The organism is Parapedobacter luteus (assembly GCF_900168055.1).
In the GTDB taxonomy this organism is placed as follows: Bacteria; Bacteroidota; Bacteroidia; order Sphingobacteriales; family Sphingobacteriaceae; genus Parapedobacter; species Parapedobacter luteus.
On record NZ_FUYS01000013.1, the window covers coordinates 50,098 to 75,729 of the forward strand.

A 25,632-nucleotide genomic window follows, 5' to 3' on the forward strand; every position below is an offset into this window, starting at 1 on the left:
TAAAATTATGAGAAAACCATTAATAACTTTTTTAATTCTCTTCGGCGCAGTCACGATGAACGCCTGCAAAAAGGAAGAGCAGAAAGCGCCGGGAAATCCCGTTATAAACATCAAAACGGAATTCTCTTCTGCCTATTTCGGCGATAGTCTTCAATTCACTGTGGGCGTCTCAGATGAAGCGCGCATACCGCTATCTACGTTGAAAGCACACTTGTATTACAGTGATGAACTAGTATCTGAAACGGTCATCCGTACGAAAACGGAGGGCGATTACACCGGCAAAATATATATCCCTTATTATGCTCATGTACCGAATGGTACGGCGACCCTTAAGCTGGTATTGCAAAACATCAACTTCACGACGCGTGAAGAAACCCTTGAATTGCCCGTCGAACGTCCCGATTACCCGTATTTAACATTGATTGCAGAAGACACCGAATATCGTATGGAACGCACAGGCCTATATACGTACGCCGCCGCTACTACCTTTCCGGCGAAGGTAAACGGATACATCAAAACACCAGCTTACGGCGACAACGGAAATGAGCTGACGTTTGGCTGGGAAGAGCATACTATCAAGGAGGGCAGTATCAATAATATTCCGTTCTCCAATGCATTCTCGGGCGACTATACCATTATGTTCAATACCTTGAACTATGAAGCCTCTCCGTTCATCATCGCATACGCCATTAACCAAACAGTAATGGATCGGGTGGACGATAACATGTATCGGGTCGATCTTGCTTTGAATCGTGAAGAGCAAGTGGTAATTGATGGTTTTGACGACTTAGATGCGTGGTGGTTCGATCCGGATTTCTTTACACGCGACGCCTCGGGTAACCTTCTATTTCAAGCGAAGAGCGGCAATTATCGAATATCGGCAGACTTCAATCATGAGTACTTCATCGTAGAAGCACTGACCGGCACAAACTTATCAACATTACAAGCTGATGGATCCGGCGCAGTGTGGGTCATCGGCGAAGGCATCGGAAAACCCTCAATAGCGACAAATGCTGTCGGTTGGACTACTGAGAAAGCGCTTTGCATGGCCCCGGTGGCAGATAAGATTTATCAAATCACCGTGGTTGCTGGTACCACCGTCTCGGCGAGCGATATCAATTTTAAATTTTTCCATCAAAAGGGTTGGGGCGGCGAATTTACCAATGCAGCCCTCAGCACCACCAGCGATCTTATCTTCGTGGGTGACGGGAGCAACGGCCGGGATCCGGGCAATCTCGGCATTACCGAAGGACAAACATTAGAAACCGGTGCCACTTATGTCTTCACGCTAGACCTTACCGGAGGCAACGACAACGGCGTTTTAACCGTCGAAAAGAAGTAGTCCCCCCTTCTTCCCCCCTTACAACCCCTTGTTATGCAAAAGCATTAACAAGGGGTTGTTGATACTAAAAAAATTATCCGTACTTTTGTATGCCTCCGCATAGGCCAGCCTACGGAGTGGTTATCCACATGAACCCTGCTGTGACATCGCAGACTCAGAAGGCGATGAAAGGGCGGGGTTCATGAGGCCGTAAATGCAATCATGCACGAATGAATACAGCAATAGCAACGCTTGATCCCAAAACACATATTATCATTAAAGGTGCACGCGTACACAACCTTAAAAACGTGGATGTGGCCATTCCGAAAAACAAGCTTGTGGTTATTACAGGCATGTCCGGGTCCGGCAAGTCCTCGCTTGCCTTTGACACGCTTTATGCTGAAGGCCAACGCCGCTATGTAGAGAGCCTTTCGTCTTACGCCCGGCAATTTATGGGGCGCATGAGTAAGCCCGAGGTTGACTACATTAAAGGCATCGCGCCGGCCATTGCTATCGAACAGCGGGTCATCACCAGCAATCCACGCTCTACGGTAGGCACTTCCACGGAAATCTACGATTATTTGAAATTACTCTATGCTCGTATCGGCAAGACATATTCCCCCATATCCGGCAGAGAAGTAAAGAAGGATACCGTAACGTCGGTGACCAACTTTGTTACCGCATTGCCCCAAGGCACCATAGCTACCGTGACTGCTCCTCTGCATCCCAGCAATAATCGCAAGCTTAAAGAAGAGTTGGCCATCCTCTTGCAAAAAGGTTTTGTACGGGTAGTATACAAAGAGAAGATACAAAAAATAGAGTCCTTGCTGGAAGATACCGCCATCGAAAACCAAACGGCCATAGTTGGAGATTTATCCATCGTGATTGACCGCATCGCGGTAGATGGGGAGGAAGACACCGCCAGCCGCATTGCAGATTCGGTGCAGACAGCATTTTTCGAGGGCAAAGGAGATTGCTACATTGACGAAAACGGCAAGATCCATACATTTTCAGACCGCTTTGAGTTAGATGGCATGACGTTTGAAGAGCCATCGCCCAATTTTTTCAGCTTCAACAACCCTTACGGCGCGTGCAAACGCTGCGAAGGCTACGGTCGCATCGTCGGCATCGATCCGGATTTAGTCATCCCAGACAAGAGTCGCTCGGTATACGATGGCGCCATCGCTCCTTGGCGTGGCGAAAAGATGGGTCAATGGCTCCAGCAACTTGTTCGCAATTCCATAAAATTTGATTTCCCTATCCATAGGGCGTATCGCGATCTTACCGATGCTCAGAAGGAGTTATTATGGACCGGCAACCACTATTTTGACGGGTTGAATCGCTTTTTCGAAGAACTTGAAGAACAAACTTACAAAATTCAATACCGGGTCATGTTATCCCGCTATCGCGGAAAAACCAATTGCCCCGAATGCAAAGGGACACGTCTACGCAAGGATGCGGCGTATGTTAAAATAAATGGGAAGTCCATTTCCGATGTCGTGTTAATGCCGTTGGACGCTGCGCTGGCTTTCTTTCAAAATCTGGATTTGTCGGAGGGTGAAACGAAAATCGCACAACGCCTGCTTACCGAAATCTGCAATCGGCTCCAGTTCCTCACAGACGTAGGGTTGAGCTACCTGACATTGAATCGCTTGTCCAACACCTTATCAGGTGGCGAGTCCCAGCGCATTAATTTAGCTACATCGCTCGGCAGCTCGTTGGTCGGTTCGGTATATGTACTTGACGAGCCAAGTATCGGCTTGCATCCCCGGGATACACAGCGCCTTATCGGCGTACTTAAGTCATTACGCAACGTGGGCAATACCGTGTTGGTCGTGGAGCATGAGCAAGAGATGATGCAGGCCGCAGACTACCTGATTGACATAGGGCCCGAAGCTGGAGTGAATGGTGGCCGCCTCATATTTAACGGCACTTATGGCGAAATCCTAAATGACCCGCAAAGCCTGACCGGCAAGTACCTCAGCGGAAAGGAACGTATTCCCGTACCAACAAGCCGCCGCAAGTGGCACGATGCCATATTGGTCAAAGGCGCGCGTGAAAACAACCTGAAAGGAATTGATGTAAGCTTCCCTTTGAATGTATTTACCGTCGTGACAGGCGTGTCCGGCTCAGGTAAGACCTCTTTGGTGAAGCGTATTTTATATCCAGCATTACAAAAGGCGCTTGGCAACTACGCAGGCGAGCAAACCGGCCTGTATGATGGCATCGACGGCGACATCCAGCGACTCGAACATGTCGAGCTGGTTGACCAGAACCCAATCGGCCGCTCATCGCGGTCCAACCCGGTGACATACGTCAAAGCGTGGGACGAAATACGCACATTATACAGCGCGCAATCCGCCGCCAAAGCTGCTGGACTCAAGCCTGCGGCTTTCTCCTTCAATGTGGAGGGGGGGCGATGCGATGTGTGCCAAGGTGAAGGTGAGGTCAAAATCGAAATGCAGTTCATGGCGGATATCGTACTCACCTGTGAGGCCTGCGGTGGTAAGCGCTTTAAGCAGCATGTATTAGACGTCACTTGGAAGGAAAAAAACGTGTCTGATGTTTTAGACCTCAGTGTGGATGAAGCGCTTGAGTTCTTTTCCGGTCAGTCCAAAATTCTGGCTAAGCTCCAGCCGCTGGCCGATGTAGGCCTCGGATATGTAAAGTTAGGCCAATCATCAAGCACACTGTCTGGTGGCGAAGCCCAACGTATCAAACTGGCGTCTTTCCTCATCAAGGGCAATAACAGCAAAAATACGCTGTTCATCTTTGACGAACCCACAACCGGCTTACACTTCCACGATATCAAAAAGCTATTGAAATCATTTGATGCGCTCATAGCACAAGGCAACAGTATCCTCGTCATCGAGCACAACATGGACATGATCAAAAGCGCCGACTGGGTGATTGATATCGGCCCCGAAGGTGGCGAAAGAGGCGGAGAGCTTGTTTTCGAAGGGACTCCGGAAGAAATGGTAAAAAATGCCAACACCCATACTGCCCATTTTCTGAGTAATTACTTAGGAAGCCTTACTTGATAAAATTTTCCGTTTTGTTTGACCAAATTGGTCAAAACAAAACGGGTATCAAGCGTTTCTTGACCGCCACGTGCTACCTAACCAACTATTTACAATCCCTTCTTGCCATTTTCAGGGGATAAACCCTACCTTTAGGACTTGAGTGCATGCTTTGCACAATTGTTTGTAGCATATTGTTATTTAACCAAGTATTTTATAAAAGAATGAAACGTTGCCTACTGTCCACAATGCTAAGCTTTTTGTTTTTTAGCACAATCATAGCCCAACCCACTCAAAAACCTCCTCTCCACGGCAAACACTGGATGGCCATTACTGGCAAGCCCTTGGCTGCTACTGCAGGAGCGCTCATTTTCGAGCGGGGCGGCAATGCCGTGGATGCCGCCTGTGCAATGCTGGCAGCCACCTGCACCATGTGGGATGTATTGAGTTGGGGTGGCGAGACACAGGCACTTATTTACAACCCGAATACCGGAAAAGTTATTGCCATCAATGCCCTGGGCGTTGCCCCGACCGGCGCGACACCGGAGTTTTTCAAAGGAAAAGGATACAATTTCCCGCCAGAATACGGTCCCTTAGCCGCTGTTACTCCCGGAACGCCTGGTGGCCTGTGCTATATGCTGGCTGAATACGGCAAATTAAGCCTCAAAGACATCTTAGCGCCGGCAATGGACATGGCTGCCGGGTACCCTATTGATGCGCAAACAGCCAACAGCATAGAGCGGGGCAAAGAACGCATCAAGCAGTGGCCATATAGCAAGGCCGTCTTCCTGCCTCACCTCGGCGAGGAACGGGAAGCTCCGGAGCCCGGCGAAATCTTCGTGCAAAAAGATCTGTTGGCCACCCTCCAGAAGATGGTGGACGCCGAGCAAGAAGCCCTAAAACAGGGCAAGTCTCGCGAAGAAGCAATCATGGCCGCATATGACCGCTTTTATAAAGGCGATATCGCGGAAGAAATCGTACGCGGAAACCAAGAACAAGGCGGGCTTTTCACCATGGACGATCTCGCCAATTGGAAGCCCATCGAAGAGGAGCCGTTAATGACTTCCTACAAAGGTATTGATGTATACAAGCTGCAGGAATGGACACAGGGACCGGCACTTTTGCAGGCTTTGAATATCCTTGAAAACTTCGATTTGAAAGCCATGGGCTACAATTCGGCTGAATACATCCATACCCTATACCAAACCATGAATCTGGCATTTGCCGATCGCGATTTTTATTATGGTGATCCCTATTTTACTCCCCGCCCCCCCATTAAGGGCTTGTTGAGCAAGGCATATGCGCAAGAACGCGCCAAACTGATCAACCCCGATCGCAATGATCCCAATCCGCAACCGGGCGATCCTTACGTTTATGAGGGCACGACCAATCCATTCAAATCGCTGCTGGCCCAGCGCCAAAAGCTCTTGGCTGACACTTCCGGTCTCGGCGAACTGGAAAACTTCGTGCCCAAACACGATGCCATCAGCGCATTGAATGGGGCTCTGGAATTTGATTATGCGACGACGGCAAGTGCAGATAGCCTTTACAATGATCGGCTGCTCCGGGGCACAACTAGCGTAGAAGCGGCAGATGCAGAAGGGTGGGTCGTTTCGATCACACCGAGCGGAGGATGGCTACCGGCTTGCATCGCTGGCCGCACCGGCATTGGGATGAGCCAACGAATGCAAAGCTTCGTGCTTGACTCCATCATCGACCCGTTCAACGTTGTTGCTCCCGGCAAACGCCCACGGGTGACGCTGACACCATCGATGGCTCTGAAGGAAGGCCGCCCCTACCTCGCTTTCGCCGTGCAGGGGGGAGATACGCAAGAACAGAACCTCCTGCAGTTTTTTCTCAACATGGTGGAATTCGACATGACGGTGCAGCAAGCGACGGAAGCAGCCAACATCAATAGCAACCAGCTGTGGCTTTCGCTGGGCGGCACCCTGTTCAAAGATCGCATGCCCCGTCCGGGAAGCATCTTACTGAGCAATTCCACCGACCGAGAAGTCGCAGACAGGCTGAAAGCCATGGGCTATACCGTTCGGCAGGGCAACCGCACCAGCGGTCCCATCAATGCCATCTTTATCGATGAGGCTCATGGCTCACTATGGGGCGGCAGCAGCAACAACGGCGAGGATTATGGAATAGGTTGGTAGATTTCCTATCCATGCTGGTGCGCTGATAGCCGTGCCCGTATTGGTATTAAACGCTAATAACAATATCATGAACAGCAATTCAAGAAGAGCTTTCCTCAAAAAGCTTGGCGTCGGCACCGCTGCACTCTCGTTGGGAAACAACATTCTGGCCAGCAATCCTGTGATGGGTTTTTCAGCTAAAAGCTACCGCAACATTATCGGCGCCAATGAACGGATACATGTGGCCACTATCGGTGTAAACAGTAGGGGAAGCAGCATGAGCGGCACCTTCGCTCGCCATAAAAATGCAGAAGTGTCCTGTGTCTGCGACGTCGATGAACGAGCCATTCGCAAGGCAATCAGACGTGTGGCCGAGGCAGGCCAAACTGTTGTACCGAAGGCCGAAAAAGACCTTCGCCGGGTACTCGAAGATAAACATATCGATGCCATCTATACGGCAACGCCCGACCATTGGCATGCTCCGCTCACCATTATGGGCTGCCAAGCGGGGAAGCACGTATACGTTGAAAAGCCTATGGCACACAATCCCGCCGAAGGTGAAATGGCTGTCGCGGCCGCTCGGAAATACAACCGGGTGGTACAAATGGGGGCGCAAAGGCGTTCAGCCCCTGTGCTTACAAAGGGCATTCAACACTTGCACGACGGAGCTATTGGAAAAGTATACATGGCAAAAACGTGGTACACCAACACCCGCAAAGCCACATTTTTAAAACCCGGCCGCGTCCCTTCCTGGCTGGATTATGAATTGTGGCAGGGCCCTGCACCGCGCATGCCTTATCAGAAGGGACTGATTCATTACGACTGGCACTGGTTCTGGCATTGGGGCACCGGAGAAGCCCTCAACAACGGCACTCACGAAGTAGACGTCGCCCGGTGGGGTCTTGGTGTCGAGTTTCCTTCACGAATTAGTTCCATTGGCGGCCGTTACCATTTCAACGACGATTGGGAAACTCCGGACACCCAAGTTGTTACGCTTGAGTATCCCCAAGCCGTGATTGTCTGGGAAAGCCGCAGTTGTAATGGTCGAAAAGTGGAAGGGCTAGACCGCGGAGTCATTTTTTATGGCGAAAACGGCAGCTTGGAAACCGGATGGGACGGCTACAAAATCTATGACCTTCGCGGCAAGTTGACCAAGGAAGAACGATCCGAAGCAGAAAAAGGTGCCTTGGAGGGCCGGAATACCGCGAGTCCAAGTTTAAGTATGGATAACATGCATGTGGCGGATTTCCTGGATGCCATCCGCAATGACCGACACCCAAACTGCGACATCGAACTGGGGTATAAAAGCACAGTGGCCATGTTGCTGAGTAATATCGCTTGGCGCCTAAAACGCGATTTGCGCATAAACCCAGAAAATGGCCATATCATCGGCGATGCAGCAGCGCAAGAACTCTGGAGCCGAACCTACGAACCGGGGTGGGAGCCCAAAATATAATTATCCCTGTGGGCCGAAAAAAATCAATGGGCTTCGGCTTCGGAAATGAAATACCGCAAAGACCTCGTAAACCGCAATCCGGTTAGCCATTTGGCAGCGATCGGCCGAGGTGGTTGCTCGCCGAAATAGATTATTCGTACCGCAATGCCTCCACGGGGTCGAGCCTTGACGCCTTGGAGGCAGGGTAATATCCTGAAATCATCCCTACGCCCACGCATACCACCACTCCCAAGATGATCCAGTTCCAGGGAATGATAAAGCTGGCCCCCATCACCGCAGCAAGAACGTTTCCGATTAGGATCCCCAAAAAGATACCCGCAAAGCCTCCCATGAGGCAAATCACAACCGCCTCGGTAAGAAACTGCCTACGGATGACTTTTGGCGTGGCACCGATAGCTTTACGGATGCCGATTTCGCGCGTACGTTCCGTGACAGACACAAGCATGATGTTCATCAAACCAATTGAAGCGCCAATCAACGTGATCAGCGCGATGACAATGGCACCGAGTGTGACGTAAGTAAGGCTCTCAATTAGTATTTGCGCCACGGCATCACTTTTAGTGATTTCAAAATTCGTCTCCTGGCCGACCCGTAATCCACGGACATTTCGAAAGGTTGCTGTTGCTTCGCCAATAGCAGCCTCAATCTGCTGGGGATTCGTCGCCATCACCGTAATGGTGTAAGACGGGCGTCCCATAGCCATCACCGCGCGCGCCTTTAGCAGGGGAATAATACATGCCTTGTCTCCGCCAAATCCCGCACTTGACCCCTTATCTTCCAGCACCCCTATAATCGAATAACGGGCATTACCTATCGTAATGAATTTATCGAGTGGCTCCTCATTACTTTTAAACAGCCGCTTTACGATTTCGGACCCTACGATGACCACGTTGCTACCGTATTCGACCTCACGTTGCGAAAAATTACGGCCCAACGATAAATTGTACCCCGCGGTTTGCAAGTAATTTTCGTCTGCACCAAGCACATTGATGTTGGGATTGGTCTGTTCGCTCTTATATTTGGCAATAGCGCCGGTCGAGGCATAGGTACTCAAGGAAACCACCGCCGGATAATCGAACGCATCCTTGAACGCCTTGGCTTGATAATAAGTGATCTGCGGGAATTGCTTCGGCCGTGTACCACTTCCCCCGATCTGCACGTTTAACCCCCTATTACGGATGTTGAACGAATTGGATCCCATAGCCGAGAAGGAATCGGTCAGTGAGTTTTTGATAGCATCAATGGATGTGAGAATACCAACCAGCGCCGTAATCCCAATAGCGATAATCAGCGCCGTCAAAAACGTACGTAGCTTATTGCTGCTGATCGCCTGCAATGACAGCTTCACATTCTCCCTATTGGACATTTGGACCGACATCTCAAAACAGTTTTATAAGCAATTAGAGTTTCTTGGCTGGCATATGTTACACAAGACTCACATCTTTGTATGGCTAAACAGCCATGGAAGCAGTTCCGGTTCGGCAAAAGCGGCATCCCAGCTATTATGATTAGCCGTCGGATAAAACGTATATTTCGGATTGGCACCAATCCGTTTTAGTTCAGCAACAATGGCGTGAGAATGCGTCGGGGGCACCACGTCATCCTGCTCACCATGGAATATCCATAATGGCACATGTGCGTATTTTTTCACATTGAACGTATTATCTCCCCCGCAAATCGCAAACGCTGCAGCAAACAGCCTCGGTTTTCGCCGCAATGCTTCGTAGGTACCCATTGCCCCCATGGATAATCCGCCAATGTATATCCGGCTTTTGTCTACCGCTTCATTCCTCAACGTGTGTTTCACCAGCCTTAGGAACAGCCGCATGCCTTCCGAAGGCTTGCCGCCTGTACGGAAAGAAAATTCACGCCGGCCATCAGCCTGTGATTGGATGTCTACATTGCTCCAGAACGATTCGGTCGGACACTGCGGGAATACCACAATGGCCGGAAAGGCCTGTCGCACGCTATCCTTCAAAAACAAGGCTGCGCCATGGGTCAATTGACTTGCATTGTCGTTTCCTCGTTCACCGGCACCGTGCAGGAAGAACAATACGGGATATTGCTTTTGAGGATCATAGCCATCCGGATATAATATCCGGTAGGGCAATGTATCACCTCGGTGAATCAATTGCTTGGCTTGAAAGGCCGCAAAATCCTGAGCATGGGCAGACACATTCGAAAAAAAACAAGCTAAAACAATGAGCGAGATTTGTTTCATAGTCAAAATAGGTCTTAGTAATTTCATTAACCGATAAAAGTACTACTTTATTTGCGTTCGCCAAATAGAAAGCGCGATATCTTTCTTCGTCAGCCGTCCGCGGAGCGATAGACGGCGCATCCATATTCGCTAAAAAACAAGTGTGTGGTTAGATTGTTGATCAGAAAAACCAGACTTACATGAAGGATTTACTACTGGGACTCGCGATGCTGTATGCCACTCCGCAAGACCCTTCGTTTGAACAGCAATTGATCGATGACCAAGTAGCCATTGGCTATGGTATTGCTATCGGCGATGTGGACGGCGATGGCAAACCGGATATCCTGCTGGCAGACAAGAAACAGTTTGTATGGTATCGCAATGGCGATTGGAAGAAATTCGTGATGGTTGAAAACCTCACCGAGTATGACAATGTTTGTATTGCCGCCCGGGACATCGATGGCGATGGAAAAGTGGAAGTAGCCGTTGGCGCTCAATGGAACCCAGGGGAGACATCCGATACAGCGCAGTCAGGTGCCGTGCATTACCTGATTCGCCCCGACGACCCTACCCAACTGTGGACGCCGGTAAAACTTCATCACGAGCCTACTGTGCACCGCATGCGGTGGGCCAAGGCCGCTGAAGGCAAGTACCACCTCATTGTATTGCCGCTCCATGGGAGGGGCAATAAAGACGGTGAAGGCGCAGGTGTAAACGTGATTGCCTATGAAAAACCAGAAGACCCACGGCAGGAATGGCAGCATTGGATCATCGACAATTCCATGCACCTGACGCACAACCTTGATATACATCCCGATGGCGAGCAAGAATGCGTTTATGTCGGGGGCAAAGAAGGCGTGAAAGCGTTCTCCTACAGCAAAGGCAAATGGCGGCCTCACGGAGGCAGGAAATGGGTCATCAAAGGCCATGGTTTTAGCGAAGTGCGGGTGGGCCGCATTGACGAAAGCACACCGATGTTAGCGGGTATCAGCCCCCTGCATGGTCATGTATTGGTCGCGCATGTCCCCCGCAAAGGGATACCCAAATTACACCGGGCCGAGCGGATTACACTTGACGATGAGCTCCGCGAGGGCCACGGTCTGGTGGTGGCTGACCTTATCGGGCAAGGCAGGGATCAAGTCATCGCCGGATGGCGGAATCCCAACGATGCAGGCCATTTAGGCATCAAGTTATACATTCCCTTCAATGCGTTATGGGAAGCCTGGACCGTCAAGGCCATAGACATTGGCGATATGGCTTGTGAAGACCTCGCGGTAGCCGATCTGGATGGCGATGGCAAATTAGACCTCATCGCGTCGGGCCGGTCTACGCACAACTTGAAGATTTATTGGAACCGGAGCGAATGATTTTCGGCAACTATGCGCGCCGTGACGGTTGCTCGCCCTTTATCAATTCAAAAATCGTGATTTCGGGCAAGATGCCGACCCGGCCGGGATAGCCGAGGAAGCCGAATCCGGTATTTACATATAGCTGCTGGTGCCCTTGTTTGTATAAGCCTGCCCACTCTTTATAAATGTACTGCGCCGGGCTCCATTTAAAATTGCCGGCGCGCACACCAAACTGCATCCCGTGTGTGTGGCCCGCAAACATGACATCCACGTCAGGTCTCGATAGCACTTCTGCACGCCAGTGCGACGGATCATGCGAAAGAAGCAGCTTTACCGGAAGCTCATCCGTACCTTTTAAGGCCTCACCGAGGCGGCCGTGCTTCGGAAACCTGCCTGTGCCCCAGTTTTCCACCCCAATGATGCCGAGTTCCTCATTATCGACCCGCAGCTTGCGATGTTCATTGAGCAAAAGATCCCAGCCCATCACCTTATGCGTCTCTTTCAGGTCTTGCAGGTTTTTCGCTTTTGCGGCGGACGGCTCAGGGCCGTAGTGGTAATCCCCATAATCATGGTTGCCCAGTGTAGAATAGACACCCAAAGGAGCCTGTACCTTCGAGAAAATATCCTGATAATCCCGCATTTCATTGGCAAGATGGTTGACCAAATCCCCCGTGAAGAAAATAACGTCCGGCTTCTCCGCGAGCAACATCTCCACTCCCCCTTGTACCGCCGTCTTGTTGTAAAAACTACCCGAGTGAATATCAGACAGTTGGCCGATTTTTATTCCGTGGAATTCTTTCGGCAGGTTTGGCAGATAAAGCTTCTGGCGGCGGACCTTATAATCGTAAGCTCCCGATATCACGCCCCAGCCCATTGGCGCGAGCGGCACGGAGGCTACCAGAATACCTGCTTTGGTCAAAAATTCAGAACGGCTAATCCCCTTTACTGGTCTTTCCGGCAATGGGTCGGACGGCTCCACTGCTGGCACTACCGTTTTTTTCTTTGGAATAACGAGCCGCTTCAGCCACACCCCGCCGCGGCGGATATCATCAGCCAGTAATACCAAGATGAAAATAAACTTACACATAAAGGTGAGGAAAAACATCACCAATATGATGGAGCGGACCATCAACGGAATACTGAGATAGATGCTGATGAAAATCGCGGTCGTTAGAAATAAGCTATAGCCCCACCACAGCCTCGGAAATAGGCGAGATTTTGCCCATCTAATCGGCGTAGCCCGTAGCGCTTTGTAGATGTAATAATCCAGCAAAAGCAGCACTATCGTATTAAAAACAATCATCTAAACAGTCATCTTTTCTTTTTGCAGCCATTCTGGCAGGTCGCTATAAACCAGCTTTTCGAGTACTGCAATCCATTTGGGATGGTCATTGAGGCTTTCTACCAGTTGCACCATCTCTCCTCCCAATTCCTTAAACTCAGTTGCATATTCTGTGCCAACCTCATATACCGTCTCCAGACAATCCGATACAAATGCGGGGCAAAAGACCAGCAGCCGCTTTTTCCCTCTCGCCGCCACATCCTTCAGCACGTCGCTGGTATAAGGCTGTATCCAAGGTGTTTTACCAAGCCTGGATTGGAAACAGACGGTATAAGCCTCGGCATTCAGGTTGAGCCGTTTCGCTATCAGCCGCGTTGTTGCATAGCATTGTGCCACATAGCAAAACTTGTTATCTTCCGTTATCTGCTCCCGGCATTTTGCCTCGTCGCATCGGTGCGTGCCGGTGCCGTCTACATGGAGGAGCTGCCTCACAGGCAACCCATGATAACTAAACAGGTAATGGTCGTACGTTTCTGGGCGATACCGCTGCGCGTTTTCCGCAAAGACATCTATCATGCCTTCATGGTCAAAAAATTGATTAACGATGGATATCGCCGGAAAAGTCGCCCAATTGCGTATTTCGTCGGTTATTTTCTCTATCACCGAGCCGGTAGTCGCTGATGCGTACTGCGGAAACAGTGGGATAATCCGGATACTGTCTACCTTCATCTGCTTCAACCGCTCCAAGGCCGATGCTATCGAAGGGTTTTGATACCGCATGGCTAGCTCCACATAGTACTCATCACCCAGGCGCTCCTGCAGTAGTTGCTGTTGCCGCATACTGTAATACAACAGCGGCGATCCGGTGTCATCATCCCAAATCTCTTTATAGAGCTTAGCCGAATTGGGGGCCCGGAAAGGAACGATAATACCCTTCACCAACCAAGACCGTCGCCAAGCAGGGATATCAATGACCCGCCCGTCCATCAAAAACTCCGTAAGATACCGCTTCACGTCCGGCACAGACGGACTATCCGGCGTGCCGAGATTAACCAATAAAATTCCCTTTTTCGGTTTGCTCATCGGTTACAAAGTTACGGAATTATCGGTTTTGGCTGGTAAGGCGGTGATAATTTGATGCTTAGATGACTTAGCTAATAAGTCTCCAGCACCCCTTTCACCTGTTCCATCAGCCACATCGGCGTTGAGGTGGCGCCGCAAACGCCCACCGTATCACCAGCATTAAACATGGCGGGATTGAGTTCTGCCGGATCAGAGACAAAATAACTATTCGGATTGCTTTTAAGGCAGACCTCGTACAGTACGCGTCCGTTTGACGATTTCTTGCCCGAAACAAACACCACTTTATCGTACTTCCTGGCAAAGTCTCCCAAATCATCATATCGGTTGGATACTTGCCTGCATATCGTATCGTTAGCGTTCACCTGGTATCCCCTGTTAAGCAGTTCCTCCTTGATGGCGTAAAACTTATCAGTGCTTTTCGTCGTTTGGCTGTACAACGTAAAACTGTCGGGCAATTCCACATTGTCCAATTCAGCGATATCCTGAAAGACAATCGCATCGCCGTTTGTCTGCCCCTGCAGCCCAATGACCTCCGCATGGCCATGCTTTCCATAGATGAGGATTTTCTCTTGCTGGTCGTAAGAAGCCTTTACCCGGTTTTGCAGTTTGAGCACTACAGGGCACGATGCATCAATGAGGGTAATGTTGTTTTCGAGGGCTATCCGATAGGTCTCCGGTGCCTCACCATGCGCGCGAATAAGTACTTTCTCGTTTTTCAACTCCGGTAAGCTATCGTGACCAATGATGCGGAGCCCTTTTGCTTTGAGACGGGCCACTTCCTCATCGTTGTGGACAATATCGCCCAAACAATAGAGGTAGCCATCCTGCTCGAGTATGTCTTCCGCCATGTCAATAGCATAGACCACGCCGAAACAAAATCCAGAGTCCTTGTCGATGGTTACCTGTAAATTATAGCCCATACCCTGCAAAGGTAAATATAAAATTTCATAGCAAAAAGTTGCAGCACAAATCGACCACGCCGCAATCCAAATAGCTTTTTGGGCAACTCGATAGCAGGTTTGCCATTTGCACGGAAACCCAAGTTTGCCTACCTTTGCAAAAATTTTCTTAATGGCAACGACAACTAATAAAACATTCACCATGATTAAGCCCGATGCGGTGCGCAATGGCCACGCCGGAGCTATTTTGAACGATATCATTGCCGGGGGGTTTAAAATCGTGGCGATGAAATACATCCGGTTAAGTGAGGAAAATGCCGGCGCATTCTACGCGGTACATAAAGAGCGTCCGTTTTTTGGCGAGCTGGTCGAATTCATGACCTCCGGTCCGATTATCGCGGCTATCCTCGAAAAGGAGAATGCTGTCGAAGAATTCCGCAAGCTGATCGGTGCTACCGACCCTGCAAAGGCCGAACCGGGGACCATCCGCAATAAATACGCGAAATCGATCGAAGCAAACGCCATCCATGGCTCAGATTCCGATGAAAACGCAGAAATTGAAGGCAATTTCTTTTTTTCTCAGTTCGAACGATTTTAAGGCCCGGGGCTATAATCACAAAGCGGCAGCCAATTGGCAATATCACACATTGATTTCGGCTTAACGGATTTTTTAAGATCCGTTAAGCCGTCTTCCAAAGCATTCTGCTTTTATCATCACCTAATCTTCCGCGCCATCTACGACAGGGGCATCTGACAAAATTTATTTGGCTTAATACATGACCGGAAGGCACTTTGATGTGAGCCCATAAAGGCATTCGCAGCGTTTACCAACCCGGATGGCAGGAGGTATAGCGGACGCTGGGGGTTCGCCCCATGCGCTAAAACGCCCGCCTCGCCAGGTAGAAGTCCTCCTTTGCCGTCATCAGCGTTTTTTCAGCTTTCTTTTTGTCGCGGTAGCCACAGAGGTGCAGGATTCCATGGATGATGACACGATGCAGTTCATCCCGCTCTGTCACGCCAAATTTTGTCGCGTTTTCGTGGATGCGGTCAATACTGATGAACACATCGCCGGCAATTACCCCCTCGCGGTCACTATGGTCAAACGTCACGATATCCGTGAAGGTGTCGTGCTGAAGATATTGCCGGTTAATAGCAAGCAGGTACGCATCACTGCATATCACCACGTTGATATCCCCCACACGGAATCCCTCGGATTCGGCCGTATCCTTTATCCATATGCGCAACGCGATCTTGTGCTTAAGTCGATAGGTAGTATCTTCAGAAAAAAAAAGGATCTGTCCCATGGCAAAACCTGTTATAGGTGCCAAAGGTAGCAAGTTATTGCTGAAAACTCCGCTTTTCGAGGTATGATTGAAGGAGGAGTACAGCGGCAACGCTGTCAATTAACGCTTTGTCACGGCGCTTTTCCCTCCCAAGGCCGCTTTGTGCAATACTCGCCGACGCCATTTTGGATGTAAATCGCTCATCGATGGTTTCAATGGCAACGGCAGGAAACGTCCTTCTCAACAATCGGATGAAGCCCTTGACGTGCTGTGCAGATTCCGAGTCGCTACCATCCATTTGTCTGGGCATCCCCACTACAAACAACGATACCGCCTCTTTTTCCAGGTAATCTTTCACATACGCCACCACTTCTTTTGCATGCACGGTCGTCAGCGCTGTCGCGATTAACTGCAGCGGGTCGGTAACCGCGATACCCACACGTTTTGTCCCGTAATCAAAAGCCATAATGCGCATCACGCAAAGATAGGCTATTTATCCATGTGACTACCTGCTATCGGGCACCTTTTAGAAAATATAAAGGAAATAGATAACAGCCATAATCGTTATGGCGATAATCACGGCTATCCAAATGGTCTTGCTTGCCGGTCGATCATTCGGCTCTTTAATAGCCTCAGGCGACGGAGCAGGGTCCTCCTGATGTGCAGCATAGTTATCCTCCGCCTGGAGGTTCCCTTTGCTATCGGTTCGATGACTATTCGTTTCCATACACAAAATCGTTGGTTCTTCAAATAGTCAACAAAACTGTATAGGGATTGTTTGGGCATTCAAATCACAATCTCATTTCCCGAATACCAAATCTTTTCCTTATCATTGCACGTAATATTATTCGGACATGAGATTTATTGTTTCTACTTCAATATTATTAAAACAGTTACAGGCCATCAGCGGAGCCTCAAGTAGCAGTACCGTACTTCCAATCTTGGAAAATTTCCTGTTTGAAATTAAAGACAATGTACTTACTATATCCGCTACGGATCTGCAGACCAGCATGGTCACTTCCCTTCCCATTGAAGCCAAGGAAGAAGGCCGTGTTGCCATGCCGTCCAAAATATTGATTGAAACACTAAAAACCCTGCCGGATCAACCGGTGGCGTTCTCCGTAGATACGCAGACGTTAGCCATTGAAATCAGTGCCGGCGACGGCAAATACAAGCTCAGCGGCGAAAACGCAGACGATTTTCCAAAAATCCCGGTTGTAGACAATGCCTCTTCCGTCAATATACCGGCGTCGGTGTTGGCCGAGGCCATCAATAAGACCATCTTTGCGGTGAGCAACGATGAGTTGCGGCCGGCAATGTCGGGGGTATTGGTGCAATTGGCCGAGCAGTCGGTCACTTTTGTAGCCACGGACGCCCACAAGCTGGTCCGTTACCGCCGTACAGATATCACGTCGGCCAAGCCCACCTCGTTGATTCTACCGAAAAAGGCGCTCTCCCTATTAAAGTCATCGCTGCCTACCGAAGACATCAGCGTCTCCGTGGAGTACAACAGTACCAACGCCTTTTTCAAGTTTGGCAGCATCCACTTGATCTGCCGCCTGATAGACGAACGTTATCCTGACTATGAAGCAGTCATTCCGCGGGTAAACCCCAATAAGCTGACGCTTGATCGCCACACGTTCCTCAATTCGTTACGCCGGGTAGTCATCTTTGCCAATAAGACCACCCATCAGGTGAGGCTCAAGATCTCGGGCAGCGAATTGAACATTTCGGCAGAAGACCTTGATTTCTCCAACGAAGCGCATGAACGGCTGAGTTGCCAGTTTGAGGGCGAAGACATGGAAATCGGCTTTAATGCGAAGTTCCTCGTCGAAATGCTCAACAACCTGGACAGCGAAGAAGTTGTCATTGAAATGAGCACGCCTAATCGCGCGGGGCTGCTGATCCCTGCCATGTCGGATGAAAGCGAAGATATCCTGATGTTGGTTATGCCCGTCATGTTGAACAATTTAGGTTAATCCCTTGGATCTGATCACGTCCCTTATTGATTTTATCCTTCACATCGACCAGCATTTGGTTGAGATAGTCAATGATTACAAGACGTGGACCTACCTCATTTTGTTTCTCATTATTTTCGCTGAAACAGGATTGGTCGTCACACCGTTTCTTCCCGGCGACAGCCTGCTCTTCGCCGCCGGTGCTATCATCGCCAAGCCAGAAACAGATCTCAACATCGTGCTGATGTGCATGCTGCTCATTGTGGCAGGAATTTTGGGTGACATGGTCAATTACCACATCGGCAAGTATGTGGGTCCCAAAGCGTTCAGCGGCCGGTACAAGCTACTGAAAAAAGAATACCTTGAAAAAACCCAGCACTTTTACATTAAGCATGGCGGCAAAACCATCATCTACGCACGCTTCATTCCGATTATCCGTACGTTTGCGCCGTTCGTTGCCGGTATCGGCACGATGAGCTACGGGCGCTTCGCTTCCTACAACGTCATTGGGGCGATCCTGTGGGTTGCGTCCTTTTTGTTTCTCGGATACTTTTTCGGCGGGCTACCCGTCATTAAAGACAACTTTACGTACGTCATCTTTGCCATTATTATACTCTCCCTGCTCCCCCCGATCATCGAAATCTTCCGGGGAAGAAAAACCGGGAAAACGGCATAATCATTGCCTGCAGTTTGGTAAACACCCGTAATGAAATCAGTCCTATTTTTCGGTATTTTCACGTTGTTTTCCTGTTTCAACACAAAAGTCCGCCCGGTTATCGATCGACAGGAGGCGAGGCAGGCTTTCGCACTGCTCAACGAAATCCGGCAGCATCCCGAGGCTTTCCGGCGTGAATTCGGTCGCCATGCACTGGCATCGGTAAGCAGCACCCCCCTGCGATGGAATCAGACCCTTGCCCAGGTGGCCGAAGCCCGCGCCATGGATATGGCTCGGCGTGACTATTTTGACCATACCGATCCCGATGGATACGGCCCCAACCATCATATACACCGTGCAGGTTATTCACTGAACACCGATTGGCTGAAGCGAAAAGACGCCAACAACTTTGAGTCCATCGGCGCCAACCACGCCACGGCTATTGACGGGATAAAAGCCATGATCATCGGCAAAAACTCGCCGGGCTTCCGGCATCGCGCCCATCTGCTGGGCACGGATGAGTGGAATGCGTCCCTCCAGGACATCGGTATCGGTTTCGTGCGCGTACCCTCAGGCAGCACCTACCAATCATACCTGTGCATCATCATTGCCAAGCACGATTGGTAGCAACAGCCCAAAAGCTGGCCTTCTATGCCCAAAGCTGGAAGCTAATTATTACCTTTGCATATGATTAAATCCATGACCGGCTATGGCTTAGGGGCCAGAGACAACCAAAAGGTAAAATATACGGTTGAAATCAAATCCTTAAATTCAAAATTTCTGGAATTGATGTTACGATTGCCCAAGGCTTTTTCCGATAAAGAGCTTACGCTGCGAAGCGAGTGCTCACGGCTTATCGAACGAGGCAAGGTCAACGTTGTCGTCAGCGTCGAATATGTCGACCAAACGGCGGCAGCCGCTACCATCAATTCAGCATTACTCAAAAACTATTACCGGCAGTTGGAAACGGTCGCCAAAGAATTGGATGCCGATAGGAGCAACCTCTTTGAAGTTGCCCTCAACATGCCCGAGGTTATCAGTCACAACGAAGAGGAAGCCGATGAAGAGGAAGCTGCCCTGCTGATGGGCGCCTTTCAGGACGCTGTAGCCCAGCTTGATTTATTCCGTAGGGACGAGGGCGGCGTGCTCAAACAAGACCTGTCGTCCAGAACCTCCGAAATCCTACGGCTGCTGGGCGATATAGAACATGTAGAGACAGACCGTATTCCCCTCATCCGCGATCGCATAAGCCAGTACATGGACGACGCCGTCGGCAAGGAAAATGTAGATATGAACCGCTTTGAGCAAGAGCTTATTTTCTACATCGACAAATTGGACATCACAGAAGAGAAGGTACGGCTAAGGAGTCACTGCAATTATTTCCTCCAAGCCCTTGACGCAGCAGACGCAAACGGCAAAAAACTAGGTTTTATTTCGCAGGAGATGGGCCGCGAAATCAACACCCTCGGATCGAAAGCCAACCACGCCGGCATACAGCAGCTTGTCGTACGCATGAAGGAAGAGCTCGAAAAAATCAAGGAGCAACTGCTAAACGTACTGTGATCATGGAAGGAAAGCTTATCATTTTCTCTGCGCCTTCCGGCGCCGGTAAGACCACCATTGTCAGGCACCTGCTGAGCAAGCATCCCGATAAGATTTGCTTCTCGATCTCTGCAAGCACGCGCACCCCGCGTGAAGGCGAGGTAGACGGCAAAGATTATTATTTTATATCCAAGGAGGAGTTTTTGCACCGCATAGCCAAAAAAGAATTCATCGAGTTCGAAGAAGTCTACTCCGGCACGTTTTACGGCACGCTCCGCTCTGAAGTAGAGCGGATATGGGCCTTGGGCAAACATGTCATCTTCGATATCGATGTCGAAGGAGGGCTGCACCTCAAGCGAAAATACGCCGACCGCGCAATGGCCATATTTGTGCAACCTCCGTCGCTGGACATCCTCGTGCAGCGCCTGCGCGGCCGGGGTACCGATAGTGAAGACAAACTGGCCGAACGTATCGTGAAGGCCGAAAAAGAGCTCAGGTATGCAGACCGTTTCGATGTCGTCCTGCACAACGACGACCTCGACAAAGCTTGCACCGAGGCCGAACAGTTAGTATTGAACTTCCTACACCAGGACAAAAGTTAATTACCATGCGTACCGTCGGTTTGTTTTTCGGATCATTTAATCCCATACATACCGGACACCTGATTATCGCCAGTTATATGGCGCATTATACCGATCTTGATGAGGTTTGGCTAGTGGTGTCGCCGCACAATCCGCTGAAGAAAAAAGACTCGCTCATCAATATGTACGATCGCCTGGAAATGGTCAATCTTGCCCTCGATCAGGCCGAGGGTATCCGCAGTAGCACCATTGAGTTTTCGTTGCCCCAGCCGTCTTACACCATTGACACGCTTGCCCACCTCCAGGAAAAATATCCCACGACAACGTTCGTACTCATTATGGGGTCAGACAACCTCACCACCCTCCGCAAGTGGAAGAATTTTGAAGTAATCCTGCGCGACTATCACATTTTCGTGTACCCGAGACCCAATTACCCCGCACCGCCGGAGTGGGAAAACCACCCTTCCATCACCATTACCGATACACCGTTGATGGAATTTTCTTCCACATTTATCCGCAACGCGGTCAAGCAAGGCAAGAGTATCCGCTATTTCGTACCCGACAACGTATTGAATTTTATCGAAAGCAAGAATCTATACCGATAATCCCCTACCTGGCCGCAGGCGCTATCGCGGCAACGCGCGTCCATGACCACTGGCTGTTATAGCCCAGATCACCTACCCATCCAGCCCCCGTCAACCGTAAGCACAGTTCCATGCACATAATTGGATGCATCGGAAGCTAAAAACACCGCCGGCCCCTTGAAATCGTCGGGTTCCCCCCAACGCCCGGCCGGGATACGTTCCAAGATGGATCGGCTCCGGTCGGCATCGGCACGTAGCGCCTCCGTATTATCCGTGGAAATGTAGCCCGGCGCGATGGCATTCACGTTGACGCCTTTCGATGCCCATTCATTGGCAAAAGCTTTGGTGAGTTGCCCAATCGCGCCTTTAGAGGCCGCATAGCCCGGCACGTTGATACCGCCCTGAAAAGTGAGCAGCGATGCCGTAAAAACGATCTTGCCACTCCCCCGTGCCACCATGTCCTTGCCAATTTCACGGGTAAGCACGAATTGCGAATTTTGGTTCACTTCGATGACTTTGTCCCAGTATTCATCAGGGTGCTCTGCAGCCGGCTTGCGGAGTATGGTTCCCGCATTGTTAAACAATATATCCACGCGGGGGTGCTCTGCCCGGATACGCTCAATGAAGGCATAAACGGACTTCCTGTCACCAAAGTCGGCCTGATAAGCATAAAACTTCCGGCCCATGGCCTCCACCGCTTTCGATACCGCACTCTCCTGCAATTCAAGCGATGCCGACACACCGATGATGTCGGCTCCCGCCTCGGCGAGCGCCTCAGCGATTGCTTTGCCAATGCCACGTTTGCAACCGGTCACTATGGCGACCTTTCCTGTCAAATCAAATCGATTGTTGTTTGCCATGTATATCCTAGTTTATATTCACCATTAAGGGCGAAGCCTGCCGCTTTTTGAATGCCTCCAAGTAGTCAAACCAATCACCAGCTGTCGCAAACCGTCCAGCTTTGTTCCAAGCTCCGCCGTTGTAGTAGGTGATGGTCCCTCCATCCGGTACCGTCAGCAAATTGAGGTACTGCGTAGGCGTGGTCTCCAGCCCATCAAAGCCGCCATTGTCCAATATCACACCTACGCCCGTGATGCCATGGTCTCCCTGTTCCGGCTCCCAGTAGCCGAAGATACCCCGATGCTGCTCGCCGATGTGTGTCCCTTGGTCCGCTCGGCGGGCTACGCCAATCGCCACGGGCAATGCACCGCCGCCATCGACGGTATACGTCACCGCCACTTTGTTCAGCTGTGAGCCGGCGTCCAGGCTGTACACCTTGCTTACCGACACGGTTTTACCTGCCACCTGCCAAGGCTCATAGTCCAGCCTGAATGTGGTGCGCAACGGCCCATTGTCGAGCACTTCGTATGTCCGGTAGTGCTTAGAATACACAACATCCCCCTCAGCAAACGGCGCGATATCACCCGCACCCAAGGTCTGGCCCACCGAATAATAATCCATCCCCTCGCCATGGTCCGTATGATAGTCGCCATGGGCATACCACTTGTCTATGACGAGGTCGGTGGTCCGTTTTGACCACAAATCCAATCCTTGTGCATCATCAGGTCGTCCTTCCAGTGCTTTGCCATACATGCGAAATGCCACCACATCGTTCTCCCAAGCAAAGTCGTCATACCGTTCGGGCACGTAGCGGGCATAGGCCATCGGCCGCAGCGCTGTCGTCGGAGCATCGGCCTCAACGGCAAGCGTTATCGTCCCTGAAGCAGGGACGGATACCTGTAGGAGCACGTGTTGAGGCTCCTCTGCCCCCAGCATCTCCAGCTGGTAGGGCACTTCCATACCTGTTGCCGCGTCCACAACCCGAAACAAGCTGTCTACGCCAAAGGAAGTGCAAAACTCGCTGTAAGGCACGCTTACCAGCTCCTGGCGATCGGCATTCAACGGGCTACTCACCACCAAGGTATGCCCTCGCTCGCTGCCACCGCATGCGGCAAATAGCATGCAAACACAAAGGACGCAGCCCGTCCAACTCATTTTTTTAATCATTATCAGGTCTATCTGTATTAGTGGTTATTTCAGATCGGCAATCGCACGCTTATCCATATCGTCATAGTCGAGGTTTTCACCCGCCATCCCCCAAATAAACGTATAGTTGCTCGTTCCTGCCCCCGCATGTATAGACCACGGAGGCGAAATGACCGCCTGTTCATTATGCATCCAGATATGGCGGGTTTCATCCGGCTGCCCCATGAAATGGCTCACGGCCTGGCCTTCGGGCACTTCAAAATAAAAATACACCTCCATACGGCGGTCATGCGTGTGGGCAGGCATGGTATTCCATACGCTCCCGGTCTTTAGTTCCGTCATTCCCATCTGCAATTGGCAGGTTTCAATGACGCTATTGACCAACAGCTTGTTGATTGTCCGGTGATTCGCTGTCTCCAAGCTCCCCAGTTCTACGATTTCCGCTTCAGCCTTGGTCACCTTCTTGGTCGGAAAAGCTTGGTGTGCCGGCGCCGAGTTGAGATAAAATTTGGCCGGAGTGCTCGCATCGTTGCTGAAAAAAACAACTTCTTTGTTGCCCTTCCCGATGTACAATGCCTCCTTATATCCCAGCTCGTACAACTCGCCGTCCACAGTTACTTTACCAGCGCCTCCCACATTAATGACCCCCAGTTCGCGCCGTTCAAGGAAATAAGCTGCTTTTAAAGGATCGATGGTCTCGAGCGGGAGCGGCTTGCTTACCGGCTTGGCCCCTCCGGCAATATAGCGGTCGTAATGTGAGTATACCAGTTGGACGGCGTCATCGGCAAACACCGTTTCAATTAAAAAATTAGCCCGCAGTGCCGCCGTATCCAACGCGTTGGCCTCATTAGGTCCTATCGCATAGCGGGATTCATAGTTTACGTTCATAGTCTTTCGTTTTGGTATCCAAAAAGTATCATTGAATCTGCGCTAAGTTAAGCACATTATCACAACAATGCAAACGTTTACGCTATCGGTAATCAAGGAATTAGCAAATCCATTTTCTGAAAGCTGGTAAACGAAAAAGCCCCGAAACGGGGAGAATCGGGGCTATTAACTAACCAATTATAAACCTAAATTATGAAAAGACAAATTTTATGCAGCAAAGATACGAAGCATACGTTTCCAAAAAATAACCAATTTGTTAAGAATTGTTAAAGCAACCCCATCAACCCGCTAATTTGCGTTCCACCCATGCCGAAAAGTCACCAACCGAATAAAATATTCCGTCGGGATTCATCGCCTTCAGCGCCTCCGCATCGGTGGTATCCGCCCATGCCGCAGCGATGACGGGCACCCCCGCTTCCCTCGAAGCGGAGATATCGCTTGGCGCATCCCCCACATAAATCACCGTTTCCCTGTCTTTTACCGCAAGCGCCTCCAAGACCCGTTTTATTCCCCTGACTTTCACGGGCCCTTCAGGCGAACCTGTTTCAATGACGTCAAAATACGAGTTCAGCCCGAAATATTCCAATGAAATCCGCGTACTTATCGGCCCTTTACCCGTCACCAGCGCCAGCGCCACGTGTTGCCGCTTAAGCATATCCAGCAATGCGGGTATCCCTTCAAACGCGGTGGGGCACATCGTATGGAATTCCTCATAATACCTCAAATAACGCTCAACTCCCTGCTCGAAATGGTCGGGTGCCAACGCCATGATCGTACCCTCTTCCGAAGGCCCGAACGTGGCGATGATTTCGCTGTCCGAAAATACGCGGTTAGCCAGCGGTTCTACGGAGGCCCGGAACGCCCTGATGCACAAGGGCAGCGTGTTGGCCAACGTCCCGTCTAAATCAAAAATAACTGTGCTAAGTTGTTCCATGGGAGTGAATATAACATTTATTGGATGACTGGTGCATAATGCCCTCATCAAATAGCGGCGTGCACCACCTCATCCACAACTGGCCGATCAGCCGCCGCCCAATCAAAATTTCGCAGCTCGCTCCTCGCCACCCACAAGGCCTGCTTATGCTCTTTCAGCTTTAACTCGCCACCGAGCAGACGGCAAACAAAAGGATATAACCTGATGGAAAACTCCGGATAATGATGCGTCACTGGATTTAACGCCTTCCATACCGCTACATCCAGGTTCAGCTCTTCCTTGATCTCCCGGACGATACACGCTTCAGTTGTTTCGTTGTTCTCCACCTTCCCTCCCGGAAACTCCCATTTCAAGGGCAACCTCATCGCCTCCGACCGTTGGCAGATCAAGAGCTGTTGGCCGTTTTGAATGATTGCGCAGGTGACCTCCAACATATTCGAATCGTTTATTACGTAACGGGCTGTTTCTCA

25 protein-coding genes are annotated in these 25,632 nt (G+C 50.4%); 12 read left to right on the forward strand and 13 right to left on the reverse strand.

Annotated features, from left to right (window positions below):
• Positions 1–7: 7 nt before the first annotated feature.
• The 4 genes from B5X72_RS18410 (at position 8) to B5X72_RS18425 (ending at position 7,938) form a co-directional block, all read left to right on the forward strand.
• On the forward strand, positions 8–1,342 hold the full coding sequence (locus tag B5X72_RS18410) for a DUF5125 domain-containing protein (protein ID WP_079718399.1): 1,335 nt from the start codon (positions 8–10) through the stop codon (positions 1,340–1,342).
• Between the two features lie 209 nt (positions 1,343–1,551).
• Entirely contained in the window at positions 1,552–4,362 is a 2,811-nt protein-coding gene (gene uvrA / locus B5X72_RS18415; protein WP_079718400.1) for an excinuclease ABC subunit UvrA, read from the forward strand.
• A gap of 302 nt (positions 4,363–4,664) precedes the next feature.
• Positions 4,665–6,503, forward strand: a complete 1,839-nt coding sequence (locus B5X72_RS18420) for a gamma-glutamyltransferase family protein (protein ID WP_217698165.1) — start codon at positions 4,665–4,667, stop codon at positions 6,501–6,503.
• Positions 6,504–6,570: 67 nt separating this feature from the next.
• Entirely contained in the window at positions 6,571–7,938 is a 1,368-nt protein-coding gene (locus B5X72_RS18425) for a Gfo/Idh/MocA family protein (protein ID WP_079718402.1), read from the forward strand.
• A 130-nt stretch (positions 7,939–8,068) separates the two neighbouring features.
• On the opposite strand, the gene B5X72_RS18430 is transcribed toward B5X72_RS18425, so the two are convergent.
• Positions 8,069–9,316, reverse strand: coding sequence for an ABC transporter permease (locus tag B5X72_RS18430; RefSeq protein WP_079718403.1), 1,248 nt, complete (start codon positions 9,314–9,316; stop codon positions 8,069–8,071).
• A gap of 57 nt (positions 9,317–9,373) precedes the next feature.
• Complete coding sequence (locus tag B5X72_RS18435; protein ID WP_079718404.1) at positions 9,374–10,159, reverse strand: carboxylesterase family protein; 786 nt, start codon at positions 10,157–10,159, stop codon at positions 9,374–9,376.
• Between the two features lie 179 nt (positions 10,160–10,338).
• Between B5X72_RS18435 and B5X72_RS18440 the strand changes: the two genes are divergently transcribed.
• Positions 10,339–11,505 carry an FG-GAP and VCBS repeat-containing protein gene (locus tag B5X72_RS18440; protein WP_079718405.1) on the forward strand — a complete coding sequence of 389 codons (1,167 nt, stop codon included), beginning with the start codon at positions 10,339–10,341 and terminating at the stop codon, positions 11,503–11,505.
• Positions 11,506–11,515: 10 nt separating this feature from the next.
• Here B5X72_RS18440 and B5X72_RS18445 read toward each other — a convergent pair whose 3' ends face one another.
• From B5X72_RS18445 to B5X72_RS18455, 3 genes are all read right to left on the reverse strand, one after another.
• Positions 11,516–12,790: a metallophosphoesterase gene (locus B5X72_RS18445; RefSeq protein WP_079718406.1), complete on the reverse strand. Its 1,275-nt coding sequence runs from the start codon at positions 12,788–12,790 to the stop codon at positions 11,516–11,518.
• The gene (hemH, locus tag B5X72_RS18450; RefSeq protein ID WP_079718407.1) at positions 12,791–13,852 is read right to left on the reverse strand and encodes a ferrochelatase; all 1,062 of its coding nucleotides are present in this window, start codon (positions 13,850–13,852) and stop codon (positions 12,791–12,793) included.
• Between the two features lie 71 nt (positions 13,853–13,923).
• Positions 13,924–14,772, reverse strand: coding sequence for a 4-hydroxy-3-methylbut-2-enyl diphosphate reductase (locus tag B5X72_RS18455; protein ID WP_079718408.1), 849 nt, complete (start codon positions 14,770–14,772; stop codon positions 13,924–13,926).
• Positions 14,773–14,923: 151 nt separating this feature from the next.
• On the opposite strand from B5X72_RS18455, the gene B5X72_RS18460 reads away from it, so the two are divergent.
• A complete protein-coding gene (locus B5X72_RS18460; RefSeq protein WP_079718409.1) occupies positions 14,924–15,349 on the forward strand; it encodes a nucleoside-diphosphate kinase in 426 nt (141 codons plus the stop codon).
• Between the two features lie 280 nt (positions 15,350–15,629).
• Here B5X72_RS18460 and ybeY read toward each other — a convergent pair whose 3' ends face one another.
• Genes ybeY through B5X72_RS18475 form a run of 3 tightly spaced genes read right to left on the reverse strand, consistent with a single transcriptional unit; the run spans position 15,630 to position 16,761 of the window.
• A complete protein-coding gene (ybeY, locus tag B5X72_RS18465; RefSeq protein ID WP_079718410.1) occupies positions 15,630–16,055 on the reverse strand; it encodes an rRNA maturation RNase YbeY in 426 nt (141 codons plus the stop codon).
• Positions 16,056–16,089: 34 nt separating this feature from the next.
• A complete protein-coding gene (gene ruvX, locus B5X72_RS18470) occupies positions 16,090–16,509 on the reverse strand; it encodes a Holliday junction resolvase RuvX (RefSeq protein WP_079718411.1) in 420 nt (139 codons plus the stop codon).
• Between the two features lie 51 nt (positions 16,510–16,560).
• The gene (locus B5X72_RS18475) at positions 16,561–16,761 is read right to left on the reverse strand and encodes a hypothetical protein (RefSeq protein WP_079718412.1); all 201 of its coding nucleotides are present in this window, start codon (positions 16,759–16,761) and stop codon (positions 16,561–16,563) included.
• Positions 16,762–16,888: 127 nt separating this feature from the next.
• Between B5X72_RS18475 and dnaN the strand changes: the two genes are divergently transcribed.
• From dnaN to nadD, 6 genes are read left to right on the forward strand one after another with little or no spacing between them, the layout of a single operon-like run.
• Positions 16,889–18,013, forward strand: coding sequence for a DNA polymerase III subunit beta (gene dnaN, locus B5X72_RS18480; RefSeq protein WP_079718413.1), 1,125 nt, complete (start codon positions 16,889–16,891; stop codon positions 18,011–18,013).
• A 4-nt stretch (positions 18,014–18,017) separates the two neighbouring features.
• On the forward strand, positions 18,018–18,668 hold the full coding sequence (locus B5X72_RS18485) for a DedA family protein (RefSeq protein WP_079718414.1): 651 nt from the start codon (positions 18,018–18,020) through the stop codon (positions 18,666–18,668).
• A 30-nt stretch (positions 18,669–18,698) separates the two neighbouring features.
• Complete coding sequence (locus B5X72_RS18490) at positions 18,699–19,274, forward strand: CAP domain-containing protein (protein WP_079718415.1); 576 nt, start codon at positions 18,699–18,701, stop codon at positions 19,272–19,274.
• Between the two features lie 60 nt (positions 19,275–19,334).
• Complete coding sequence (locus B5X72_RS18495) at positions 19,335–20,210, forward strand: YicC/YloC family endoribonuclease (protein WP_079718416.1); 876 nt, start codon at positions 19,335–19,337, stop codon at positions 20,208–20,210.
• 2 nt (positions 20,211–20,212) lie between these two features.
• On the forward strand, positions 20,213–20,791 hold the full coding sequence (gene gmk / locus B5X72_RS18500; protein ID WP_079718417.1) for a guanylate kinase: 579 nt from the start codon (positions 20,213–20,215) through the stop codon (positions 20,789–20,791).
• Between the two features lie 5 nt (positions 20,792–20,796).
• Positions 20,797–21,375, forward strand: coding sequence for a nicotinate (nicotinamide) nucleotide adenylyltransferase (nadD, locus tag B5X72_RS18505; RefSeq protein WP_079718418.1), 579 nt, complete (start codon positions 20,797–20,799; stop codon positions 21,373–21,375).
• Between the two features lie 68 nt (positions 21,376–21,443).
• Here nadD and B5X72_RS18510 read toward each other — a convergent pair whose 3' ends face one another.
• From B5X72_RS18510 to B5X72_RS18530, 5 genes are all read right to left on the reverse strand, one after another.
• Positions 21,444–22,214, reverse strand: a complete 771-nt coding sequence (locus B5X72_RS18510) for an SDR family oxidoreductase (RefSeq protein ID WP_079718419.1) — start codon at positions 22,212–22,214, stop codon at positions 21,444–21,446.
• A 7-nt stretch (positions 22,215–22,221) separates the two neighbouring features.
• The gene (locus B5X72_RS18515) at positions 22,222–23,349 is read right to left on the reverse strand and encodes a DUF4861 family protein (protein ID WP_176146263.1); all 1,128 of its coding nucleotides are present in this window, start codon (positions 23,347–23,349) and stop codon (positions 22,222–22,224) included.
• A gap of 36 nt (positions 23,350–23,385) precedes the next feature.
• Positions 23,386–24,228: a 5-dehydro-4-deoxy-D-glucuronate isomerase gene (gene kduI / locus B5X72_RS18520; protein WP_079718421.1), complete on the reverse strand. Its 843-nt coding sequence runs from the start codon at positions 24,226–24,228 to the stop codon at positions 23,386–23,388.
• A 280-nt stretch (positions 24,229–24,508) separates the two neighbouring features.
• Positions 24,509–25,162: an HAD family hydrolase gene (locus tag B5X72_RS18525; RefSeq protein WP_079718422.1), complete on the reverse strand. Its 654-nt coding sequence runs from the start codon at positions 25,160–25,162 to the stop codon at positions 24,509–24,511.
• Between the two features lie 47 nt (positions 25,163–25,209).
• The gene (locus B5X72_RS18530) at positions 25,210–25,596 is read right to left on the reverse strand and encodes a (deoxy)nucleoside triphosphate pyrophosphohydrolase (protein ID WP_079718423.1); all 387 of its coding nucleotides are present in this window, start codon (positions 25,594–25,596) and stop codon (positions 25,210–25,212) included.
• Positions 25,597–25,632 lie beyond the last annotated feature (36 nt).

Excerpts from the sequence above, each read along its gene's own strand:
- B5X72_RS18410 (WP_079718399.1), top strand. The coding sequence starts at position 8 with ATGAGAAAACCATTAATAACTTTTTTAATTCTCTTCGGCGCAGTCACG.
- uvrA (WP_079718400.1), top strand. The coding sequence starts at position 1,552 with ATGAATACAGCAATAGCAACGCTTGATCCCAAAACACATATTATCATT.
- B5X72_RS18420 (WP_217698165.1), top strand. The coding sequence starts at position 4,665 with ATGGCCATTACTGGCAAGCCCTTGGCTGCTACTGCAGGAGCGCTCATT.
- B5X72_RS18425 (WP_079718402.1), top strand. The coding sequence starts at position 6,571 with ATGAACAGCAATTCAAGAAGAGCTTTCCTCAAAAAGCTTGGCGTCGGC.
- B5X72_RS18430 (WP_079718403.1), bottom strand. The coding sequence starts at position 9,316 with ATGTCGGTCCAAATGTCCAATAGGGAGAATGTGAAGCTGTCATTGCAG.
- B5X72_RS18435 (WP_079718404.1), bottom strand. The coding sequence starts at position 10,159 with ATGAAACAAATCTCGCTCATTGTTTTAGCTTGTTTTTTTTCGAATGTG.
- B5X72_RS18440 (WP_079718405.1), top strand. The coding sequence starts at position 10,339 with ATGAAGGATTTACTACTGGGACTCGCGATGCTGTATGCCACTCCGCAA.
- B5X72_RS18445 (WP_079718406.1), bottom strand. The coding sequence starts at position 12,790 with ATGATTGTTTTTAATACGATAGTGCTGCTTTTGCTGGATTATTACATC.
- hemH (WP_079718407.1), bottom strand. The coding sequence starts at position 13,852 with ATGAGCAAACCGAAAAAGGGAATTTTATTGGTTAATCTCGGCACGCCG.
- B5X72_RS18455 (WP_079718408.1), bottom strand. The coding sequence starts at position 14,772 with ATGGGCTATAATTTACAGGTAACCATCGACAAGGACTCTGGATTTTGT.
- B5X72_RS18460 (WP_079718409.1), top strand. The coding sequence starts at position 14,924 with ATGGCAACGACAACTAATAAAACATTCACCATGATTAAGCCCGATGCG.
- ybeY (WP_079718410.1), bottom strand. The coding sequence starts at position 16,055 with ATGGGACAGATCCTTTTTTTTTCTGAAGATACTACCTATCGACTTAAG.
- ruvX (WP_079718411.1), bottom strand. The coding sequence starts at position 16,509 with ATGCGCATTATGGCTTTTGATTACGGGACAAAACGTGTGGGTATCGCG.
- B5X72_RS18475 (WP_079718412.1), bottom strand. The coding sequence starts at position 16,761 with ATGGAAACGAATAGTCATCGAACCGATAGCAAAGGGAACCTCCAGGCG.
- dnaN (WP_079718413.1), top strand. The coding sequence starts at position 16,889 with ATGAGATTTATTGTTTCTACTTCAATATTATTAAAACAGTTACAGGCC.
- B5X72_RS18490 (WP_079718415.1), top strand. The coding sequence starts at position 18,699 with ATGAAATCAGTCCTATTTTTCGGTATTTTCACGTTGTTTTCCTGTTTC.
- B5X72_RS18495 (WP_079718416.1), top strand. The coding sequence starts at position 19,335 with ATGATTAAATCCATGACCGGCTATGGCTTAGGGGCCAGAGACAACCAA.
- gmk (WP_079718417.1), top strand. The coding sequence starts at position 20,213 with ATGGAAGGAAAGCTTATCATTTTCTCTGCGCCTTCCGGCGCCGGTAAG.
- nadD (WP_079718418.1), top strand. The coding sequence starts at position 20,797 with ATGCGTACCGTCGGTTTGTTTTTCGGATCATTTAATCCCATACATACC.
- B5X72_RS18510 (WP_079718419.1), bottom strand. The coding sequence starts at position 22,214 with ATGGCAAACAACAATCGATTTGATTTGACAGGAAAGGTCGCCATAGTG.
- B5X72_RS18515 (WP_176146263.1), bottom strand. The coding sequence starts at position 23,349 with ATGAGTTGGACGGGCTGCGTCCTTTGTGTTTGCATGCTATTTGCCGCA.
- kduI (WP_079718421.1), bottom strand. The coding sequence starts at position 24,228 with ATGAACGTAAACTATGAATCCCGCTATGCGATAGGACCTAATGAGGCC.
- B5X72_RS18525 (WP_079718422.1), bottom strand. The coding sequence starts at position 25,162 with ATGGAACAACTTAGCACAGTTATTTTTGATTTAGACGGGACGTTGGCC.
- B5X72_RS18530 (WP_079718423.1), bottom strand. The coding sequence starts at position 25,596 with ATGTTGGAGGTCACCTGCGCAATCATTCAAAACGGCCAACAGCTCTTG.